This is a genomic window from Acetobacter vaccinii (assembly GCF_008365315.1).
Lineage (GTDB): Bacteria > Pseudomonadota > Alphaproteobacteria > Acetobacterales > Acetobacteraceae > Acetobacter > Acetobacter vaccinii.
Map to the genome: position 1 here is coordinate 130,194 of NZ_CP043506.1, position 18,626 is coordinate 148,819.

General features: G+C 57.9%; 19 protein-coding genes. All 19 read right to left on the reverse strand.

The features are described 5' to 3' along the window. Window positions 1-10 precede the first annotated feature (10 nt). The 19 genes from rpmC to rplK all read right to left on the reverse strand — a co-directional run bounded on the left by rpmC (window position 11) and on the right by rplK (window position 18,533). On the reverse strand, window positions 11-247 hold the full coding sequence (gene rpmC, locus FLP30_RS00570) for a 50S ribosomal protein L29 (protein WP_149280133.1): 237 nt from the start codon (window positions 245-247) through the stop codon (window positions 11-13). Window position 248: 1 nt separating this feature from the next. Further along, window positions 249-665: a 50S ribosomal protein L16 gene (gene rplP, locus FLP30_RS00575; protein WP_048852983.1), complete on the reverse strand. Its 417-nt coding sequence runs from the start codon at window positions 663-665 to the stop codon at window positions 249-251. A gap of 18 nt (window positions 666-683) precedes the next feature. Next, the gene (gene rpsC / locus FLP30_RS00580; RefSeq protein ID WP_149277875.1) at window positions 684-1,361 is read right to left on the reverse strand and encodes a 30S ribosomal protein S3; all 678 of its coding nucleotides are present in this window, start codon (window positions 1,359-1,361) and stop codon (window positions 684-686) included. A gap of 3 nt (window positions 1,362-1,364) precedes the next feature. Next, window positions 1,365-1,775 (reverse strand): 50S ribosomal protein L22, encoded by a 411-nt coding sequence (rplV, locus tag FLP30_RS00585; protein WP_149277876.1) that lies wholly within the window; start codon window positions 1,773-1,775, stop codon window positions 1,365-1,367. A gap of 8 nt (window positions 1,776-1,783) precedes the next feature. Next, window positions 1,784-2,062 (reverse strand): 30S ribosomal protein S19, encoded by a 279-nt coding sequence (rpsS, locus tag FLP30_RS00590; protein ID WP_012812769.1) that lies wholly within the window; start codon window positions 2,060-2,062, stop codon window positions 1,784-1,786. Window positions 2,063-2,075: 13 nt separating this feature from the next. After that, window positions 2,076-2,906, reverse strand: coding sequence for a 50S ribosomal protein L2 (gene rplB, locus FLP30_RS00595; protein WP_149277877.1), 831 nt, complete (start codon window positions 2,904-2,906; stop codon window positions 2,076-2,078). Between the two features lie 16 nt (window positions 2,907-2,922). Beyond that, window positions 2,923-3,219 carry a 50S ribosomal protein L23 gene (locus FLP30_RS00600; protein WP_210419326.1) on the reverse strand — a complete coding sequence of 99 codons (297 nt, stop codon included), beginning with the start codon at window positions 3,217-3,219 and terminating at the stop codon, window positions 2,923-2,925. Window positions 3,220-3,254: 35 nt separating this feature from the next. Next, the gene (rplD, locus tag FLP30_RS00605) at window positions 3,255-3,869 is read right to left on the reverse strand and encodes a 50S ribosomal protein L4 (protein ID WP_149277879.1); all 615 of its coding nucleotides are present in this window, start codon (window positions 3,867-3,869) and stop codon (window positions 3,255-3,257) included. Window positions 3,870-3,873: 4 nt separating this feature from the next. Continuing rightward, a complete protein-coding gene (gene rplC, locus FLP30_RS00610; protein WP_149277880.1) occupies window positions 3,874-4,557 on the reverse strand; it encodes a 50S ribosomal protein L3 in 684 nt (227 codons plus the stop codon). A 10-nt stretch (window positions 4,558-4,567) separates the two neighbouring features. Further along, window positions 4,568-4,876, reverse strand: a complete 309-nt coding sequence (gene rpsJ / locus FLP30_RS00615) for a 30S ribosomal protein S10 (protein ID WP_007282720.1) — start codon at window positions 4,874-4,876, stop codon at window positions 4,568-4,570. A gap of 106 nt (window positions 4,877-4,982) precedes the next feature. Further along, window positions 4,983-6,173, reverse strand: coding sequence for an elongation factor Tu (tuf, locus tag FLP30_RS00620; RefSeq protein WP_149277881.1), 1,191 nt, complete (start codon window positions 6,171-6,173; stop codon window positions 4,983-4,985). A gap of 89 nt (window positions 6,174-6,262) precedes the next feature. Continuing rightward, complete coding sequence (rpsG, locus tag FLP30_RS00625) at window positions 6,263-6,739, reverse strand: 30S ribosomal protein S7 (RefSeq protein ID WP_149277882.1); 477 nt, start codon at window positions 6,737-6,739, stop codon at window positions 6,263-6,265. A 14-nt stretch (window positions 6,740-6,753) separates the two neighbouring features. Next, window positions 6,754-7,125 carry a 30S ribosomal protein S12 gene (gene rpsL / locus FLP30_RS00630; RefSeq protein WP_003622698.1) on the reverse strand — a complete coding sequence of 124 codons (372 nt, stop codon included), beginning with the start codon at window positions 7,123-7,125 and terminating at the stop codon, window positions 6,754-6,756. Between the two features lie 337 nt (window positions 7,126-7,462). Beyond that, window positions 7,463-11,638 (reverse strand): DNA-directed RNA polymerase subunit beta', encoded by a 4,176-nt coding sequence (gene rpoC, locus FLP30_RS00635; protein WP_149277883.1) that lies wholly within the window; start codon window positions 11,636-11,638, stop codon window positions 7,463-7,465. Between the two features lie 93 nt (window positions 11,639-11,731). Further along, window positions 11,732-15,907 (reverse strand): DNA-directed RNA polymerase subunit beta, encoded by a 4,176-nt coding sequence (rpoB, locus tag FLP30_RS00640; protein ID WP_149277884.1) that lies wholly within the window; start codon window positions 15,905-15,907, stop codon window positions 11,732-11,734. A 216-nt stretch (window positions 15,908-16,123) separates the two neighbouring features. Further along, window positions 16,124-16,498 (reverse strand): 50S ribosomal protein L7/L12, encoded by a 375-nt coding sequence (gene rplL, locus FLP30_RS00645; protein ID WP_149277885.1) that lies wholly within the window; start codon window positions 16,496-16,498, stop codon window positions 16,124-16,126. Window positions 16,499-16,596: 98 nt separating this feature from the next. Further along, window positions 16,597-17,115 carry a 50S ribosomal protein L10 gene (gene rplJ, locus FLP30_RS00650; RefSeq protein ID WP_149277886.1) on the reverse strand — a complete coding sequence of 173 codons (519 nt, stop codon included), beginning with the start codon at window positions 17,113-17,115 and terminating at the stop codon, window positions 16,597-16,599. 285 nt (window positions 17,116-17,400) lie between these two features. Beyond that, window positions 17,401-18,093, reverse strand: a complete 693-nt coding sequence (gene rplA, locus FLP30_RS00655) for a 50S ribosomal protein L1 (protein ID WP_149277887.1) — start codon at window positions 18,091-18,093, stop codon at window positions 17,401-17,403. Between the two features lie 5 nt (window positions 18,094-18,098). Further along, window positions 18,099-18,533 carry a 50S ribosomal protein L11 gene (rplK, locus tag FLP30_RS00660; RefSeq protein WP_149277888.1) on the reverse strand — a complete coding sequence of 145 codons (435 nt, stop codon included), beginning with the start codon at window positions 18,531-18,533 and terminating at the stop codon, window positions 18,099-18,101. Between the last annotated feature and the right edge of the window lie 93 nt (window positions 18,534-18,626).

Here is an 18,626-nt window from a genome sequence, read left to right on the forward strand (position 1 = left end):
CTAACTCTCCTCAGGCAGTGGCGGCAGATGTTGTTGCACCTGCTGCTGTCTTAGTATTCTGCGCGACAATTGTCTTGATACGCGCAATTTCACGGCGAACCGTACGGATACGGCTCTGCGCTTCGTTCTGGCCCGTCGCCTGCTGAAAACGCAGGTTGAGCTGTTCACGCTTCAGTTCAACCAGACGAGCCTGAAGCTCGTCTGGGGTCTTTGCGCGCAAATCAGCCGGCTTAACCGCCTTTGCCATCTCACGCATCTCCAATTCGGGTTACAAACTTGGTCTTGATCGGCAGCTTTGCCGCACCAAGAGCAAGCGCTTCACGCGCCAGCTCCGGCGGCACACCTTCGATCTCGAACAGGATGCGACCAGGCTTCACACGGGCCACCCAGTATTCGGGAGAACCTTTACCGGAGCCCATACGCACTTCTGCGGGCTTTGTCGAGACCGGAATATCAGGGAAGATACGAATCCACACCCGACCGGCACGTTTCATAGCACGCGTGATAGCCCGACGGGATGCTTCGATCTGCCGTGCGGTGATACGCTCGGGCTGAAGCGCCTTGAGGCCAAAGGTACCAAAGTTCAGAGTGGTACCACTTTTTGCAAGGCCGTGAATCCGGCCTTTGTGAGCTTTACGGAATTTTGTCCGCTTCGGGGAAAGCATTGTCTTTTATCCCTCTCCTCAGCGCTGAGGAGCCTGTTCGGCCGCCCGGCGATCCTGAGCCAACGGATCATGGGCAAGAATTTCGCCCTTGAAGATCCAGACCTTCACACCGCATGCACCATAGGTGGTCATTGCAGTTGCTGTGCCGTAATCGATATCGGCGCGCAGCGTGTGAAGAGGCACGCGGCCTTCACGGTACCACTCGATACGAGCGATTTCCGCACCACCAAGACGACCGGAGCAGTTGATCCGGATACCCTGGGCACCAAGACGCATGGCGGACTGCACCGCACGCTTCATGGCACGACGGAAAGCCACACGGCGTTCCAGCTGCTGGGCGATGTTTTCGGCAACCAGAGTCGCGTCGATTTCCGGCTTGCGGATTTCAACGATGTTGAGCGCAACTTCGGTGCCGGCCATACGGGTCAGCTCCTTACGCAGCGCGTCAATGTCCTGACCCTTCTTACCGATCACAACACCCGGGCGAGCCGCGTAGATCGTCACGCGCGGCTTTTTGGCCGGGCGTTCGATCACAACGCGGGAAACACCCGCACCAGCCAGCTTGCGGCGCAGGAACGCACGCAGCTTCAGGTCTTCATGCAGAAGGCGGGAATAGTCAGCGCCAGCGTACCAGCGGCTATCCCAGGTGCGGTTGATACCGAGCCGCAGCCCGATCGGATTGACTTTATGTCCCATACCTCAGGCCGCCTTCTGCTCAGAGGGGGCCGCTTCAGGCTCTACCGCCCGTTCGGCCACAACAATCTTCAGGTGACTGAAAAACTTTTCGATCCGTGCGGAACGACCACGGCCACGCGCATGGAAGCGACGCATGACAATGGACTTGCCCACTTCGGCCGTCTTGACCACCAGCTGGTCAACGTCCAGCTGGTGATTGTTTTCAGCGTTGGCGATCGCGCTTTCCAGCGTCTTCTTCACCTGCTGGGCGATACGGCGCTTGGAGAATGTCAGCGTCGCAATAGCCTGGGCTGCAGGCTTGTTACGAATCAGGCCAGCCACAAGGTTAAGCTTGCGGGGGCTAACCCGGATGTTACGCGTGACAGCTTGCGCTTCTGTTTCCGCGAGCGTGCGCGGATGCTTCGGCTTGCTCATCTGTGCTCTTAGCCCCGCTTAGACTTCTTGTCAGCACCATGCCCGTGGAATGTACGGGTCGGAGAGAATTCGCCAAACTTATGGCCAACCATGTTCTCCGTAACCTGCACAGGCAGGAACTTCTGACCGTTATAAACACCGAACGTCAGTCCCACGAACTGAGGAAGAATCGTGGAACGACGGGACCAGATCTTGATCACTTCGTTTCGGCCCGATGCGCGGGATACTTCAGCTTTGTTCAGCAGATACCCGTCGACGAACGGACCTTTCCAGACGGAACGTGCCATCTTCTATTGCCCCTTACTTGCCGGTCTTCCGGCGACGGATAATCAGACTGTCCGTCCGCTTGTTGACCCGAGTTTTGTAACCTTTGGTCGGCTTGCCCCACGGTGTAACCGGATGACGGCCACCAGAGGTACGACCTTCACCACCACCATGCGGGTGATCGACCGGGTTCATGACCACGCCGCGGTTATGCGGACGACGGCCCAGCCAGCGCGAACGCCCGGCCTTACCCATGTGCTGGTTCATGTTGTCCGGGTTTGAAACCGCACCAACAGTTGCCATGCATTCGCCGCGCACAACGCGCAGTTCACCGGACTGCAGCTTGATCTGGGCGTAGCCAGAATCCTTGCCGACCAGCTGGGCATATGTGCCAGCCGAACGCGCCAGCTTGCCACCAGCACCCTGCTTCAGCTCGATGTTGTGCACGATCGTGCCAACAGGGATTGCTGCCAGAGGCATGGCATTGCCAGGCTTGATGTCCGCACGGGCACCGGAAATGACCGTGTCACCAACCTTCAGACGCTGCGGAGCGAGGATGTAGGCGAGTTCGCCGTCCTCATACTTCACCAGCGCGATGAAAGCGGTGCGGTTGGGGTCATATTCCAGACGTTCAACCGTGCCGGCGACATCAAACTTGCGACGCTTGAAATCGACATAACGATAAGACTGCTTGTGCCCGCCCCCACGGAAGCGGGATGTAATCCGCCCGTTGTTGTTGCGACCACCTGTCTTGTTCTTGCCTTCAGTCAACTGCTTGACCGGCTTGCCCTTCCAGAGGTCCGCGCGGTCAATCAGAACCGTACCACGCAGGCTGGGCGTGACAGGATTAAAGTGCTTCAGTGCCATCAGTTTCTACCCCTGATCACGCCAGCTTTGCCGTAAGGTCGATTGACTGACCTTCAGCAAGCTGCACGAACGCCTTTTTCACGTCGGAACGCTGGCCCGTGCGCCCCTTGAAGCGCTTGACCTTGCCCTTCTGGATCAGGGTGTTGACACCAACAACCTTCACCCCGAACAGCGTTTCCACCGCAACCTTGATCTCAGGCTTGCTGGCCGACAGAGCAACCTTGAACACAACCTGATTCTTTTCAGAAAGCGCAGTCGCCTTTTCAGTGATCACGGGCGTACGAACGATGTCGTACAGTGCTTCCCGCGACAGACGCTGAGCTTTCCGGCGAATGGCAAGAATGTTGGTCATGCCAGGCGCTCCTTCAGCCCTTCGAGGCCAGCCCGCGTAATCGCAAGCACCTCGTGGTTGAGAATATCATACACGTTCGCGCCAATGGTCGGCAGGACGTCGATGCGCGGCAGGTTGCGTGCAGCACGCACAAAGCCTTCATCAACGGCACCGTCAACGATCAGAGCGGACACCAGCCCGAGGTCTTTCAGCTTCTTGGCCAGCTCGGTCGTCTTCGTCACGCCAGAAGCGGACTCCAGAACGATCAGCTTGCCATCCTGCGCCTTCTGCGACAGGGCGGAGATCAGACCCAGACGACGCACCTTCTTGGGCAGGTCATAGCCATGATCACGAACGACCGGACCATGAACAGCGCCACCGGTGCGGTACTGCGGCGCACGCAGAGAGCCCTGACGGGCGCTGCCGGTGCCTTTCTGACGGTACGGCTTCTTGGTCGTGCCGGACACTTCACCCATGCCCTTGACCTTGTGCGTACCGGCGCGGCGCTTGGCCAACTGCCAGTGAACAACACGCGCCATGATGTCGGCACGCGGTGCAACCGCAAAAATGTCATCGGGCAGAGTGGCGGAGCCAGCCGTGCCGTTATCAAGTGTCTTGATTTCGATTTCCATGATCTCAGCCCTCCGCCGTCACAAGGCCGGCCGGATAAGGCGCGTCACCATGGCGGGCTTTCTTGATCGCGTCACGAATGAGAACAACACCGTTCTTTGCCCCGGGGACGGAGCCACGAACCATGATGATATTCTTTTCCGGATCGACCGCTGCGATTTCCAGATTCAAGGTGGTCACGCGCTCATCGCCCAGGTGACCAGCCATTTTCTTGTTTTTGAAGGTCTTACCGGGATCCTGGCGGTTACCGGTCGAACCATGCGAACGGTGCGAAATGGACACACCATGCGTGGCTTCAAGACCGGCAAAATTCCAGCGCTTCATGGCGCCAGCAAATCCCTTACCCTTGCTGAGACCCGTGACGTCAACCTTCTGGCCAACGACAAAGTGGGACGCAGACAAGCTGGCTCCGACTTCCAGCGTAGCGTCATCGGCTACACGGAATTCACGAACCACCTTCTTGGGTTCAACCTTCACACGGGCAAAATGGCCGCGATTGGGCTTTGTGACATTCTTCACCTTGGCGTTGCCCAGACCCAGCTGAACAGCGACATAGCCGTCCCGCTCCTGGGTGCGGACATCAACCACCTGCACTTCATCAAGATGCAGGACAGTGACAGGCACATGCGTGCCATCTTCCTTGAACAGTCGGGACATGCCCAACTTCTTTGCGATCAATCCGGTGCGCATCGTCTGGACCTTAGAGTTTGATCTCGACATCCACGCCAGCGGCGAGGTCGAGCTTCATGAGAGCGTCCACGGTCTGCGGAGTGGGCTCAACAATATCAAGCAGACGCCGATGAGTCCGAATTTCGAACTGCTCGCGGCTCTTCTTGTCTACGTGAGGCGAACGGTTAACCGTAAACCGTTCAATATGCGTCGGCAGCGGGATAGGACCCCGAACCCGCGCACCCGTACGCTTCGCCGTGTTTACGATTTCCTTCGTGCTGTTGTCGAGCACACGGTGGTCGTAAGCCTTCAGGCGAATGCGGATGTTCTGGTTGTCCATTTGTTTCTTAGTCCAACACTTAACTTGTCCGGGAAACCCGGCCGCCAAGTAAGACCCCGGCCGGTGGAGCCGGCCGGGGCTACTCAGGCTCTAGTTCCCTTATCGATTACTCGATAATGGTAGCAACAACGCCTGCGCCAACCGTACGGCCGCCTTCGCGGATAGCGAAGCGCAGACCTTCGTCCATGGCGATCGGAGCAATCAGCTCGACATCCATAGCGCAGTTGTCACCCGGCATCACCATTTCGGTGCCTTCCGGCAGATGCACAACACCCGTCACGTCCGTCGTACGGAAGTAGAACTGCGGACGATAGTTGGTGAAGAACGGCGTATGACGGCCACCTTCTTCCTTCGTCAGGATGTAGGCTTCAGCCTTGAACTTCTTGTGCGGCGTGATGGAGCCGGGCTTGGCCAGAACCTGACCGCGCTCAACGTCTTCACGCTTCGTGCCACGCACCAGAGCGCCGATGTTGTCGCCAGCTTCACCGCGATCAAGCAGCTTGCGGAACATTTCAACGCCGGTAACGGTGGTCTTGGTGGTGTCTTTCAGGCCGACGATTTCAACTTCGTCACCCACGTTGATCACACCACGCTCCACACGACCGGTCACGACGGTGCCGCGGCCAGAGATGGAGAACACGTCTTCGATCGGCATCAGGAACGGACGATCAACCGGACGCTCGGGCTGCGGAATGTAGGAGTCAACCGCATCCATCAGGTCCAGAACGCGGTTTTCACCGATTTCTGCGTCGCCGTCTTCGAGGGTCACCAGAGCGGAGCCCTTGATGATCGGCACATCGTCGCCGGGGAACTGGTAGGAAGACAGAAGTTCACGAACTTCCATTTCAACCAGCTCAAGCAGTTCCGGATCATCAACCTGGTCAACCTTGTTCAGGAAGACGACCAGAGCAGGCACACCGACCTGACGGGCGAGCAGGATGTGCTCACGCGTCTGGGGCATCGGGCCATCAGCTGCGGACACAACCAGGATCGCGCCGTCCATCTGCGCGGCACCGGTGATCATGTTCTTCACATAGTCAGCGTGTCCGGGGCAGTCGACGTGGGCGTAGTGACGCTTGTCGGTTTCATATTCCACGTGAGCGGTGGAAATGGTGATGCCGCGAGCGCGTTCTTCAGGAGCAGCGTCGATCTGGTCGTACGCCTTGAACTCAGCGCCACCCTTCTTCGCCAGCGTCTTGGTGATAGCTGCCGTCAGAGAGGTCTTACCATGGTCAACGTGACCAATGGTGCCGATATTGCAGTGCGGTTTTGTCCGCTCAAATTTAGCCTTAGCCATTGTTTACTCCATACCCCAAAATATTCGGGATGCAGTTGTTATAAGCCCGCTCACCACCTCGCAAGGGGGAAAGCTGAACTTTCACGTAGTTACCAGCGGTAGTGGCTGAATGCCTTGTTGGCTTCGGCCATACGGTGCGTGTCTTCGCGCTTCTTGACTGCCGCGCCACGGTTGTTGACGGCATCAAGCAGTTCGTTCGACAGGCGATCCTGCATGGTGTTTTCACCACGCTTGCGGGCTGCATCGATCAGCCAGCGGATTGCCAGAGCCTGACGGCGGTCGGAACGCACTTCAACGGGCACCTGGTAGGTCGCACCACCAACACGGCGGGAACGAACTTCAACAGCAGGCTTTACGTTATCCAGAGCGTTGTGGAACAACGCGACCGGATCGGACGCTGCACCGTTGCGACGTGCCATGGCGTCAAGCGCGCCATACACGATCTTTTCGGCGGTGGACTTCTTGCCATCGAACATCAGCGCATTCATGAAACGCGTGACAACGATGTCTCCGAACTTCGGATCGGGAAGGATCTCGCGCTTTACAGCGCGATGACGGCGACTCATACCTGGACTTCCTCTTACTTCGGACGCTTGGCGCCATAGAGCGAACGACGCTGGCGCCGCTTGGCGATACCCTGCGTATCGAGAACACCACGAAGGATGTGATAACGAACACCCGGCAAGTCCTTTACGCGACCGCCGCGGATAAGCACAACGCTATGTTCCTGAAGGTTGTGGCCTTCACCTGGAATATAGCTCACCACCTCATAGCCGTTGGTCAGACGCACCTTGGCAACTTTACGCAGTGCGGAGTTCGGCTTCTTCGGTGTCGTCGTATAAACACGGGTGCAGACCCCGCGCTTCTGGGGGCAACCCTGCAGTGCGGGCACTTTATTGCGCTTGACTGCAGGCTTACGCCCCTTGGCAATGAGCTGGTTGATGGTCGGCATGCGCCTTTCCCGATCCTTACACAGTTCGGTCGGCCAGTCTGTTTCTGACTGCCGACTTTCATTAAAAAATCCCATACGGCAAATGCCAGCATGAGGCTATATTGACATCCGGCCTTACTTCCACCGGAAGCGCGCCGCATGCTGGAAACTCATACAGAAAAACCTGAGCGCTTTTTCCATCCCAAGGATGATAAAAGCTGAGGGCCGTTTCCTAACCCTCCCCCCTTCAGAAGTCAAGCTTTGCCTTGCGATTCTCCCGGGGGTAATCCACAGGCACAAAAAAAGGCCGGAGTTTTTCCGGCCTTTTCCTGTGGATAACACTGTCTGGTCGCCGGTGTTACTCGGCGGCAGAACGTCCAACACGCTGACGGTCCTGGTCCGCCGCAATGGCACGCAGGCGCTTCATCACGCTGCCTGTCCCTGCGGGGATCAGACGGCCGACAATCACGTTCTCCTTCAGCCCCATGAGCCTGTCCACCTTGCCCGCTGTTGCGGCCTCAGTCAGCACACGTGTGGTCTCCTGGAAAGAGGCCGCAGAGATGAAGGACTGCGTCTGCAGCGAAGCCTTGGTGATACCCTGTAGCACCGGCATGGCCAGGGCGGGGCGTTCACCCGCATTCAGGCACTTGGTATTTTCAACCTCGAACTCAATGCGATCAACGGTTTCGCCAATCAGGTAGGTTGTATCGCCAGGCTCCAGAATTTCGACCTTCTGGAGCATCTGCCGGACAATCACCTCAATGTGCTTGTCGTTGATTTTCACGCCCTGCAGACGATACACATCCTGAATTTCGTTGATGAGGTAGTCGGACAGTGCCTCAACCCCCATCACCTTCAGAATGTCATGCGGCACGCGCGGACCGTCGACCAGGGGATCGCCCTTTTCGACAAAGTCCCCTTCCTGAACAGAAATATGCTTGCCCTTGGGGATCAGATATTCCTGCTCTTCTCCGCTCTCATCGTTCTTCACGACAATACGGCGCTTGGACTTGTAGTCCTTACCGAACTCAACCCGACCTTCCATCTCGGCAATGATGGCATGGTCCTTGGGCCGCCGTGCTTCAAACAGTTCAGCCACACGTGGCAGACCGCCGGTAATGTCACGCGTCTTGGAGCCTTCACGCGGCAGACGGGCAAGCACGTCACCCGCGTTAACCTCGGACCCGTTTTCAACTGAAAGCAGGGTTTCAGGCGACAGGAAGTAACGTGCGTCAGACCCGTTATCGAGCTTGACGACCTCGCCATTGGCATCCTTGAGCTGCAAGCGCGGCCGCAGGTCAACACCCTTGCCTGCCTGCTTATAGTCCACCACCACCTTGGCAGTCAGGCCTGTCACCTCGTCCATACGCTCGACGAGCGTGATGGAGTCGATGAGGTCAAGATACTCAACCTTACCGGCCTTCTCGGTGATGATCGGCAGGGTGTAGGGATCCCACTCAGCCAGCTTCTGGCCACGGGCGACAGTTGTGCCATCCACTGCCAGCAAGCGGGCACCGTAAGGCACACGGTAACGCACCTTCTCGACACCGTTTTCGTCTGTCAGCAGAATTTCGCAGTTACGGGCCATGACGATCAGGACGTTCTGGCTGTTCTGCACAACGTTGCGGTTGCGGATAACCACCTTGCCATCGCGCGAGGCTTCGATCATCGACTGCTCGGCACCACGCTGGGCCGCACCACCGATATGGAAGGTACGCATGGTCAGCTGTGTGCCCGGCTCACCAATGGACTGAGCAGCAATAACGCCCACAGCCTCACCAATGTTGACCGGGGTGCCGCGCGCCAGGTCACGCCCGTAGCAGCTCCCGCAGACACCAACCCGGCTATCGCAGGTCAGAACCGAACGGATGTGAACGGTTTCAACGCCCGACTTCTCAATGCGTTCGGCGTCTGCTTCCTCAATGAGGGAGTTACGCGCCACCAGCACTGTACCCGTTGCCGGATCGACAATGTCCGTGGCCGCCGTACGGCCCAGAATCCGCTCGGACAGAGACGCAACAACCTCACCACCATCCATGACGGCGCGAACTGTCAGACCGCGTTCGCTACCGCAGTCTTCTTCGATGATGATGCTGTCCTGCGCCACGTCCACCAGACGGCGTGTCAGATAACCGGAGTTCGCTGTCTTCAGCGCGGTATCCGCCAGCCCCTTACGCGCACCGTGGGTGGAGGTGAAGTAGTCGAGAACCGACAGGCCTTCTTTAAAGTTGGCGATAATCGGCTGCTCAATAATTTCACCCGACGGCTTGGCCATAAGACCGCGCATACCGGCAAGCTGCTTCATCTGTGCCGGCGACCCACGGGCCCCAGAGTGGCTCATCATCCACACGGAGTTGATGGGCTTGCCAATTTCCTGACGGGAAATTTCCTTGGTCATCGCGGCCTGGACTTCGTCCGTGCAGCGCGACCAGGCATCAACCACCTTGTTGTAGCGTTCACCAGCCGTGATCAGACCATCCTGATACTGCTGTTCGAATTCCTTTACCTCGGTCGCGGTGCGATCAACCAGTTCCTTCTTTTCTGCCGGGATGATCATGTCATCCTTGCCGAAGGAAATGCCTGCCTTGGCCGCGTGGCGGAAACCCAGAGCCATCAGACGGTCACAGAAAATGACCGCTTCTTTCTGACCGCAGTGGCGGTAGACCGTGTCGATCACGTCCGACACAGCTTTTTTAGTCAGCTGGCGGTTAATGAGCGAGAACGGCACAGCCTGATGCTTGGGAAGAATCTGAGCAATCAGAACGCGGCCGGGCGTGGTCACCGTGGTTTCGAACACACGTGAGCCATCAGCTGCAACATGCTCGAAGCGGGCACGGATTTTGTCATGCAGCTTCAGGCCACCAGCGCTGAGCGCGTATTCGACTTCGTTGATCGAACCGAATGCCGTCGCCCCTTCGCGCAGCAGCGCGCCGGTCTGGGCATCGTATTCGCTCTTGTCCGGCGTGACCTTGAACTCAGGCGTTTCGAGGCTGAGGTAATACAGCCCGAGCACGATATCCTGAGACGGCACAATAATCGGCTTGCCGTTTGCAGGGCTGAGGATGTTGTTGGTCGACATCATCAGCACGCGTGCTTCAAGCTGGGCCTCAAGGCTCAGCGGCACGTGCACGGCCATCTGGTCACCGTCGAAGTCCGCGTTGAAGGCGGTGCAGACGAGCGGGTGAAGCTGAATGGCCTTGCCTTCAACCAGCACGGGTTCAAAGGCCTGAATACCCAGACGGTGCAGTGTAGGAGCGCGGTTCAGCAGAACCGGATGCTCGCGGATAACCTCTTCGAGGATATCCCACACTTCGGGACGTTCCTTTTCCACCATCCGCTTGGCAGCTTTAATGGTGGTGGCGTGGCCGTATTTTTCCAACTTGGCGTAGATGAAGGGCTTGAACAGTTCCAGCGCCATCTTCTTGGGCAGGCCGCACTGGTGCAGTTTCAGCTCAGGCCCGACGACGATCACAGAACGGCCGGAATAGTCAACGCGCTTACCAAGCAGGTTCTGACGGAAGCGACCCTGCTTGCCCTTGAGCATGTCGGACAGGGACTTCAGCGGACGCTTGTTGGCACCCGTAATGGCACGACCGCGGCGACCGTTGTCGAACAATGCGTCAACGGCTTCCTGCAGCATGCGCTTTTCGTTACGCACGATAATATCGGGCGCACGCAGTTCGATCAGCCGCTTCAGACGGTTGTTACGGTTGATAACACGACGGTAAAGGTCGTTCAGGTCGGACGTAGCAAAACGGCCACCGTCCAGCGGCACCAGCGGACGCAGTTCCGGCGGAATGACCGGCACCATGTCCAGAATCATCCATTCCGGGCGGCAGCCGCTTTCTGCAAACGCTTCAATCAGCTTCAGGCGCTTGACGAGCTTCTTGCGGCGGGCTTCGGACGTGGTTTCCTTCAGTTCCTGGCGCAGTTCCACCTTTTCGGCGTCGCAATCAATGCGCTCCAGAACCTTCTTGATGGCTTCCGCGCCAATCCCGACTTCAACACCTTCGTCACCATATTCGTCCATGGCGTCGAGATACTGTTCCTCGGTCAGCAGGGAATACTGCTTCAGCGGCGACGTGCCGGGCTCGAGAACCAGATAGCTTTCGAAGTAGAGAACCTTTTCCAGATCCTTGAGCGTCAGATCGACCATCAGGCCGATACGGCTTGGCAGCGACTTCAGGAACCAGATATGGGCAACCGGGCTGGCAAGCTGGATATGGCCCATGCGCTCACGGCGGACCTTGGCCAGCGTGACTTCAACGCCGCATTTTTCGCAGATAATACCGCGGAACTTCATCCGCTTGTATTTGCCGCACAGACATTCGTAGTCCTTGATCGGGCCAAAAATGCGCGCGCAGAACAGCCCGTCACGCTCCGGCTTGAACGTACGGTAGTTGATGGTCTCGGGCTTCTTGATTTCACCATAAGACCAGGAACGGATCTGCTCGGGCGATGCAAGCTGGATCTTGATCTGGTCGAAGGTCATCGCCTGGCCAGTCTGGCCAAGAATTTTCATGAGTTCATTCATGTGCCGAAGCCCCCAAAGGGAAACGGAGGGCCAGCACAACGTGGCTGGCCTCTCCCTTGAAATAAGAATGGATCGTGGCTGGGACGCGCACCGTTATTCGGCCCCCTGCTCGAGCTCCACGTTCAGACCCAGGGACTTGAGTTCCTTGATCAGAACGTTGAAGCTTTCGGGAATACCGGCTTCAAAGTCATCCTGCTCGCGCACAATGGCTTCATACACCTTTGTACGACCCGAGACGTCGTCCGACTTGACTGTCAGCATTTCCTGCAGCGTGTAAGCCGCACCGTAAGCTTCCAGCGCCCAGACTTCCATTTCACCAAAGCGCTGACCACCAAACTGAGCCTTACCACCCAGCGGCTGCTGGGTAACCAGCGAGTACGGCCCGATGGAGCGTGCATGGATCTTGTCGTCAACAAGGTGATGCAGCTTGAGCATGTAGATGTAACCGACTGTCGTCTTACGCTCGAACTGCTCACCCGTGCGCCCGTCGATCAGCTGGGACTGCCCGCTGCGGTTGACACCAGCCTTTTCCAGCATGGCCTCAATATCGGGAATGGACGCACCGTCAAACACCGGCGTTGCGATCGGCACGCCTTTGCGCAGGTTACCGGCCAGTTCTACCAGCTCATTGTTGTTCATGTTGGCAATGGCTTCGTCAAACACGGCCTCGCCATACACGTCCTTCAGACGATCGAGCAGTTCCTGACGCTTTTCACCCGTGCGCTGGTAGTCATCGACCAGATCACCGATACCACGACCGATGTTGGCACAGGCCCAACCCAGGTGGGTTTCCAGAATCTGCCCCACGTTCATACGTGACGGCACACCCAGCGGGTTCAGAACCAGGTCAACCGGTGTTCCATCTTCCAGGAACGGCATGTCTTCAACAGGCACAACGCGGGAGACAACACCCTTGTTACCATGACGACCGGCCATTTTGTCACCAGGCTGCAGCTTACGCTTCACAGCCACAAAGACCTTGACCATCTTCATGACGCCCGGCGGCAGTTCATCACCGCGCTGCAACTTTTCAACCTTGCTTTCAAAACGGGCCTGAATACGGGCAATAGCCGCATCATATTCCCGACGCAGGGTTTCCAACTCGGCCATGACACTGTCAGAGGTTACGACAATGTGGCGCCACGTTGCACGCGGGTGCTCATCAAGCACCTCGTTGGTGATCACGGTGCCAGAACGGATGCCCTTGTAGCCCGCACCTGCGGTCTGATCGAGCAGCTTTTCACGCAGACGGCTGTGGAAGGAACGCTCCTGAATACCACGTTCGTCATCGCGGTCCTTGGCCAGACGTTCGATCTCGGAACGCTCGATCGCCATGGCGCGCTCGTCCTTGTCCACGCCACGGCGGGAGAACACGCGCACATCCACGATGGTGCCTGTTGTCCCCGGCGGCAGACGCAGGGAGGTATCGCGCACGTCGGAAGCTTTTTCACCGAAGATGGCACGCAGAAGTTTTTCTTCCGGCGTCATCGGGCTTTCGCCCTTGGGTGTCACCTTCCCGATCAGAATGTCGCCCGGATTAACTTCCGCACCGACATAGACAATCCCGGCTTCGTCGAGGTTGCGCAGAGCTTCCTCACCGACGTTGGGAATATCGCGGGTGATTTCTTCCTGACCCAGCTTGGTATCGCGGGCCATGACTTCGAACTCCTCGATGTGGATCGAGGTGAAAACGTCATCCTTGGCAATCCGTTCGGAAATAAGGATGGAGTCTTCGAAGTTGTAACCATTCCAGGGCATGAACGCGACCAGCACGTTACGGCCCAGTGCCAGTTCCCCAAGCTCGGTAGAAGGGCCATCGGCAATAATATCGCCAGCCTTCACCTGGTCCCCGACAAAGACCAGCGGACGCTGGTTGATGCAGGTGGACTGGTTGGAGCGCGAGTATTTACGCAGACGGTAGATATCAACGCCCTGGGTAGACCCCGTGCTGTCCGTTGCACGCACAACAATACGCGCACCGTCGATCTGGTCGACAATACCATCGCGCTTGGCAACGATTGTCGCACCGGAATCACGCGCCACAGCGGCTTCCATACCCGTACCAACCAGCGGTGCGTCGGAACGAACCAGCGGCACAGCCTGACGCTGCATGTTCGAGCCCATGAGGGCGCGGTTCGCGTCATCGTTTTCAAGGAACGGGATCAGAGCAGCTGCAACCGATACAAGCTGCTTGGGCGACACGTCGCAGGCAGTCACTTCGGTCGGCGGAACGAGGCGGAAGTCACCGTTACGACGCACGGAAATCAAGTCGCTGGTCAGCGCGCCGGTCTGTTCGTCAACCTTGGCATCAGCCTGGGCAACAACCAGCCGCTCTTCTTCCATAGCGGAAAGATACTTCCAGCCATCCTGCAGTATGCCGTCCTTCACCAGGCGATACGGCGTTTCAATAAAGCCGTATTTATTGACTTTGGCATAGGTGGCCAGTGAGTTGATCAGACCGATGTTCGGGCCTTCAGGCGTTTCAATCGGGCAGATACGGCCGTAATGCGTGGGATGAACGTCACGGACTTCAAAGCCTGCGCGTTCACGGGTCAGACCGCCCGGACCAAGCGCCGAAAGGCGACGCTTATGCGTAACTTCCGACAGCGGATTGGTCTGGTCCATGAACTGGCTGAGCTGGGACGAGCCGAAGAACTCGCGCACAGCAGCCGCAGCCGGTTTGGCGTTGATGAGGTCATGCGGCATGACCGTATCAATATCGACAGAGCCCATCCGTTCACGGATGGCGCGTTCCATGCGCAGCAGGCCAATACGATACTGGTTTTCCATCAACTCGCCCACGGACCGCACGCGACGGTTGCCGAGGTTGTCGATGTCATCAATCTGACCGCGACCATCCTTAAGGTCACACAGAACCTTGATGGTACGCAGGATGTCGTCCTTGCGAAGGACACGCACCGTATCGGGCACATCCATGTCAAGGCGCATGTTCATCTTTACACGACCAACAGCGGACAGGTCGTAACGATCGGGGTCGAAGAACAGGCCCTGAAGCATCGCTTCTGCCGTTTCAGCCGTCGGGGGTTCACCCGGACGCATGACACGGTAGATATCGATCAGCGCCTCATCACGGCTGGTGTTCTTATCAACCGTCAGCGTGTTGCGGATCCAGGGACCCTTGGCGCCGTCGATGGCCAGAACCGGCAGTTCGGTAACGCCAGCTTCTTCCAGGGATGCCAGGCGTGCTTCGGTGATTTCCTCGCCCGCTTCGCCATAGATCTCACCGGTGTTCATGTTCACAATGTCGTGCGCGATGAAACGCCCGATCAGGTCAACATCACCCACCAGCACTTCGCGGGTTTTTTCCGCAATCTGGCGCACCAGACGGGCCGTCAGCTTGGTTTCAGCCTCGGCAACAACTTCACCGGTTTCAGCGTCCACCAGCGGGGCCAGCAGCTTCATGCCACGGAAGGAATCCGCATCAAACGGACGGGCCCAGCCTTTGGCAGTCTTGGTGAAGTTAACCGTGTCGTAGAAACGACCCAGGATTTCGTTGGCGTCCATGCCATGGATGTCCATGGCGTCAACATCACCCCCTTCTGCACGCTTGGCGGCACGGGCAGCAGCAGAGGCCTCACCTTCCAGCGCGTAAAGCAGGGTCGTGACCGGCAGCTTACGCTTGCGGTCGATACGGACATAAAGCAGGTCCTTGGCATCAAACTCGAAGTCGAGCCAGGAGCCACGGTAGGGGATGACACGCGCGGCAAACAGATACTTGCCAGACGAGTGTGTCTTGCCCTTATCGTGGTCAAAGAACACGCCCGGAGAGCGGTGCATCTGACTGACAATGACGCGCTCTGTGCCGTTGACAATAAAGGTACCGTTGTCGGTCATGAGCGGCATGTCGCCCATATAGACCGGCTGTTCCTTGATGTCGCGGATGGAGCGGGAGCCCGTGTCCTCGTCCACATCCCACACGATCAGACGCAGGATAACCTTCAGGGGCGCTGCAAATGTCAGGCCGCGCTGAATGCACTCTTCGACGTCGTATTTGGGCTCTTCAAATTCGTAGCTGACGAACTCCAGGCGGCCACGCCCGGCAAAATCGTTAATCGGGAAAACAGACCGGAAAACTTCCTGCAAACCCGTCGGCACGCGTGCATCAGGCGACACATTGGCCTGAAGAAATGTCTCGTAAGACGCACGCTGCACGTCAATCAGGTTCGGCATCGGAGCGATTTCGGGGATCCGCCCGAAACTTTTGCGAATCCGCTTCCGTCCTGTGAACGATTTAGTGATTGCGTTCATCGTTGCTCCTGCCCCGCCCTTATTTCGGACCATCATGCCTGCGGCCCGCCGCAAGCCTGATGGTCCGAACTGTTACGGCTTTCGATCACCGACCAGGTGCCACCCTGACCAGACCCGTTCCGGACCAGCCCGAAACAGGTAAACGGGCAGAGGTATACACCCCCACCCGAAAACCCTGCATCCATAACCCCGCCAGAGTGGCGGGATAATGGAAACTTACTTCACTTCGACGGTCGCGCCGTTGTCTTCAAGAAGCTTCTTGATCTTGCCAGCTTCTTCCTTGTTGACGCCTTCCTTCACGACCTTCGGTGCACCTTCGACCAGGTCCTTAGCTTCCTTCAGGCCCAGGCCGGTGATGCCACGGATTTCCTTGATCACGTTGATCTTCTTTTCGCCAGCGGATGCCAGAACGACCGTGAATTCGGTCTGCTCTTCAGCAGCCGGAGCAGCAGCGCCAGCCGGAGCAGCAGCAACTGCAACCGGAGCAGCAGCGGACACGCCCCACTTTTCTTCGAGCAGCTTGGAGAGTTCAGCGGCTTCCAGAACGGTCAGAGCGGACAGTTCGTCAACGAGCTTTGCGAGATCAGCCATGGTTAGTCTTCCTAATATAAATACTGATTGAGAGAACGCAACCCCCTGTCGGGAGTCACGCGGGTATCCTGTCAATCCCTTCCGAGGAAGGGATTGCGTCAGGCAGCCTCACCCGTTTTGGCATAGGCCCCAAAAACACGAGCAAGCTGCGCGGCAGGTGCCTGCGTAACGGCTGCGATACGTGTAGCCGGCGTGGAGATGAGCCCCACAAGCTGCGCACGCAGAACGTCAAGCGACGGCAGCTCGGCCAGAGCCTTGATCCCAGATACATCAAGCACCTGCGAACCAAGAGAACCACCAAGCACCACAAGCTTGTCATTGGTTTTGGCGAACTCAACGATCACCTTCGCCACTGCCACAGGGTCGTCCGCCCACGCAAGCGCGGTCGGTCCCTTGAGCATCGGCACGATGCCGCTGAACTGGGTCCCATCCAGGGCGAGAGTTGCCAGCCGGTTTTTAGCGACTTTATAGTTCGCACCCGCTGCACGCACCTTGCGCCGCAGATCCGTCACATGTGCCACGGTCAGACCAGCATTCTGGGTGACCACAACCATGGACGTCTGGGCGAAAACGCTGGACAGAGAGGCTACTAAAGCCTTCTTTTCCGTACGGTCCAAATCCCGTCTCCGTCTTGTTCCACTTGGCTGACGCCAGGCGAAACGGGTTGCCCTTTGGACCCCACCGGCATGACCAGCAAGGTCCGCTCGCCTGTCCTTGAAACGGAATATCTGAGGCTGGCTGAAATGTTCAGCCTGCGATCAGCATCCCCGTCATACCTCCCGCCGGCGTTACCACCGATTAAGACCCAAGGCCGCGTGAGGTTTCGGACAGGTATAAGAAGACGCCATTACAACATCTTCATGCACAGCCCCACCTCACGGCGGGGCCATGACATTCTTGCTTCAGCCAGCGAAGGCCGAAACGTCAACAGACACACCAGGCCCCATGGTGGAGGACAGAGCTGCCTTTTTCAGGTAGGTCCCCTTCGCACCGGTCGGACGGGCGCGCTGCACGGCATCAACAAACGCGCGGATGTTTTCCGCCAGCTTGTCGGAACCGAAAGAGGCCTTGCCAACGCCAGCGTGGATGATGCCGGTCTTTTCGGCGCGGTATTCAACCTGGCCAGACTTCGCAGCTTCAACCGCACCCTTGACGTCCATGGTCACGGTGCCCAGCTTGGGGTTGGGCATCAGGCCACGCGGGCCGAGGATCTTGCCCAGACGACCAACCAGAGCCATCATGTCCGGTGTGGCGATGCAGCGGTCGAAACCGATTTCACCAGCCTGCACCTTTTCCATCAGGTCTTCCGCACCGACGATATCGGCACCGGCTGCCTTGGCTTCTTCAGCCTTGGGGCCACGTGCGAACACGCCAATACGCAGGGTCTTGCCCGTGCCGTTGGGCAGGGAGACAAAACCGCGCACCATCTGGTCAGCATGACGCGGGTCAATGCCCAGGTTCAGTGCGATTTCGATGGTTTCATCGAACTTGGCAGTCGCATTGCCCTTTACCAGAGCAACGGCGTCATCAAGCCCGTAAGCCTGAGTGGCGACAACTTTGGCCCGAGCAGCGGCCAGACGTTTGTTCTTTGCCATGATGCTCAGCCTTCCACCACTTCAAGACCCATGGAGCGGGCAGAGCCCACCAGCATACGCACGGCGCCATCGAGGTCGTTGGCGTTCATGTCCTGCTGCTTCTGCTCGGCGATCTCACGGATCTGAGCGATCGTCACCTTACCAACAGCCGCACCCTTGCCAACCGTCTGGCTGCCCTTGGAGACCTTGGCGGCCTTGAGCAGGAAGTAGGTGTTGGGCGGGGTTTTGGTGATGAAGCTGAACGTACGGTCAGCATAAGCGGTAATGACGACAGGAATCGGCATGCCCGGCTCAAGACCCTGGGTCTTGGCATTAAAGGCCTTGCAGAATTCCATGATATTCAGACCGCGCTGACCCAGCGCCGGACCAACCGGCGGTGACGGGTTGGCTTTACCCGCGGGAATCTGAAGCTTGATGTAGCCAACAACTTTTTTGGCCATATCCGGGACTCCTTATAATTGAACCCGGACCGCGGTTCGTGCGATTCCAGCCAGTGCGTATTGCTCTGGCTGCAACCTCCCGCGTTCCGAAAC

Excerpts from the sequence above, each read along its gene's own strand:
- rplL (WP_149277885.1), bottom strand. The coding sequence starts at position 16,498 with ATGGCTGATCTCGCAAAGCTCGTTGACGAACTGTCCGCTCTGACCGTT.
- rplP (WP_048852983.1), bottom strand. The coding sequence starts at position 665 with ATGCTTTCCCCGAAGCGGACAAAATTCCGTAAAGCTCACAAAGGCCGG.
- rplD (WP_149277879.1), bottom strand. The coding sequence starts at position 3,869 with ATGGAAATCGAAATCAAGACACTTGATAACGGCACGGCTGGCTCCGCC.
- rplC (WP_149277880.1), bottom strand. The coding sequence starts at position 4,557 with ATGCGCACCGGATTGATCGCAAAGAAGTTGGGCATGTCCCGACTGTTC.
- rplV (WP_149277876.1), bottom strand. The coding sequence starts at position 1,775 with ATGAGCAAGCCGAAGCATCCGCGCACGCTCGCGGAAACAGAAGCGCAA.
- rpmC (WP_149280133.1), bottom strand. The coding sequence starts at position 247 with ATGGCAAAGGCGGTTAAGCCGGCTGATTTGCGCGCAAAGACCCCAGAC.
- rplA (WP_149277887.1), bottom strand. The coding sequence starts at position 18,093 with ATGGCAAAGAACAAACGTCTGGCCGCTGCTCGGGCCAAAGTTGTCGCC.
- rplK (WP_149277888.1), bottom strand. The coding sequence starts at position 18,533 with ATGGCCAAAAAAGTTGTTGGCTACATCAAGCTTCAGATTCCCGCGGGT.
- rpsC (WP_149277875.1), bottom strand. The coding sequence starts at position 1,361 with ATGGGACATAAAGTCAATCCGATCGGGCTGCGGCTCGGTATCAACCGC.
- rpsL (WP_003622698.1), bottom strand. The coding sequence starts at position 7,125 with ATGCCGACCATCAACCAGCTCATTGCCAAGGGGCGTAAGCCTGCAGTC.
- rplB (WP_149277877.1), bottom strand. The coding sequence starts at position 2,906 with ATGGCACTGAAGCACTTTAATCCTGTCACGCCCAGCCTGCGTGGTACG.
- tuf (WP_149277881.1), bottom strand. The coding sequence starts at position 6,173 with ATGGCTAAGGCTAAATTTGAGCGGACAAAACCGCACTGCAATATCGGC.
- rpsS (WP_012812769.1), bottom strand. The coding sequence starts at position 2,062 with ATGGCACGTTCCGTCTGGAAAGGTCCGTTCGTCGACGGGTATCTGCTG.
- rpoC (WP_149277883.1), bottom strand. The coding sequence starts at position 11,638 with ATGAATGAACTCATGAAAATTCTTGGCCAGACTGGCCAGGCGATGACC.
- rpsG (WP_149277882.1), bottom strand. The coding sequence starts at position 6,739 with ATGAGTCGCCGTCATCGCGCTGTAAAGCGCGAGATCCTTCCCGATCCG.
- rpoB (WP_149277884.1), bottom strand. The coding sequence starts at position 15,907 with ATGAACGCAATCACTAAATCGTTCACAGGACGGAAGCGGATTCGCAAA.
- rpsJ (WP_007282720.1), bottom strand. The coding sequence starts at position 4,876 with ATGGACAACCAGAACATCCGCATTCGCCTGAAGGCTTACGACCACCGT.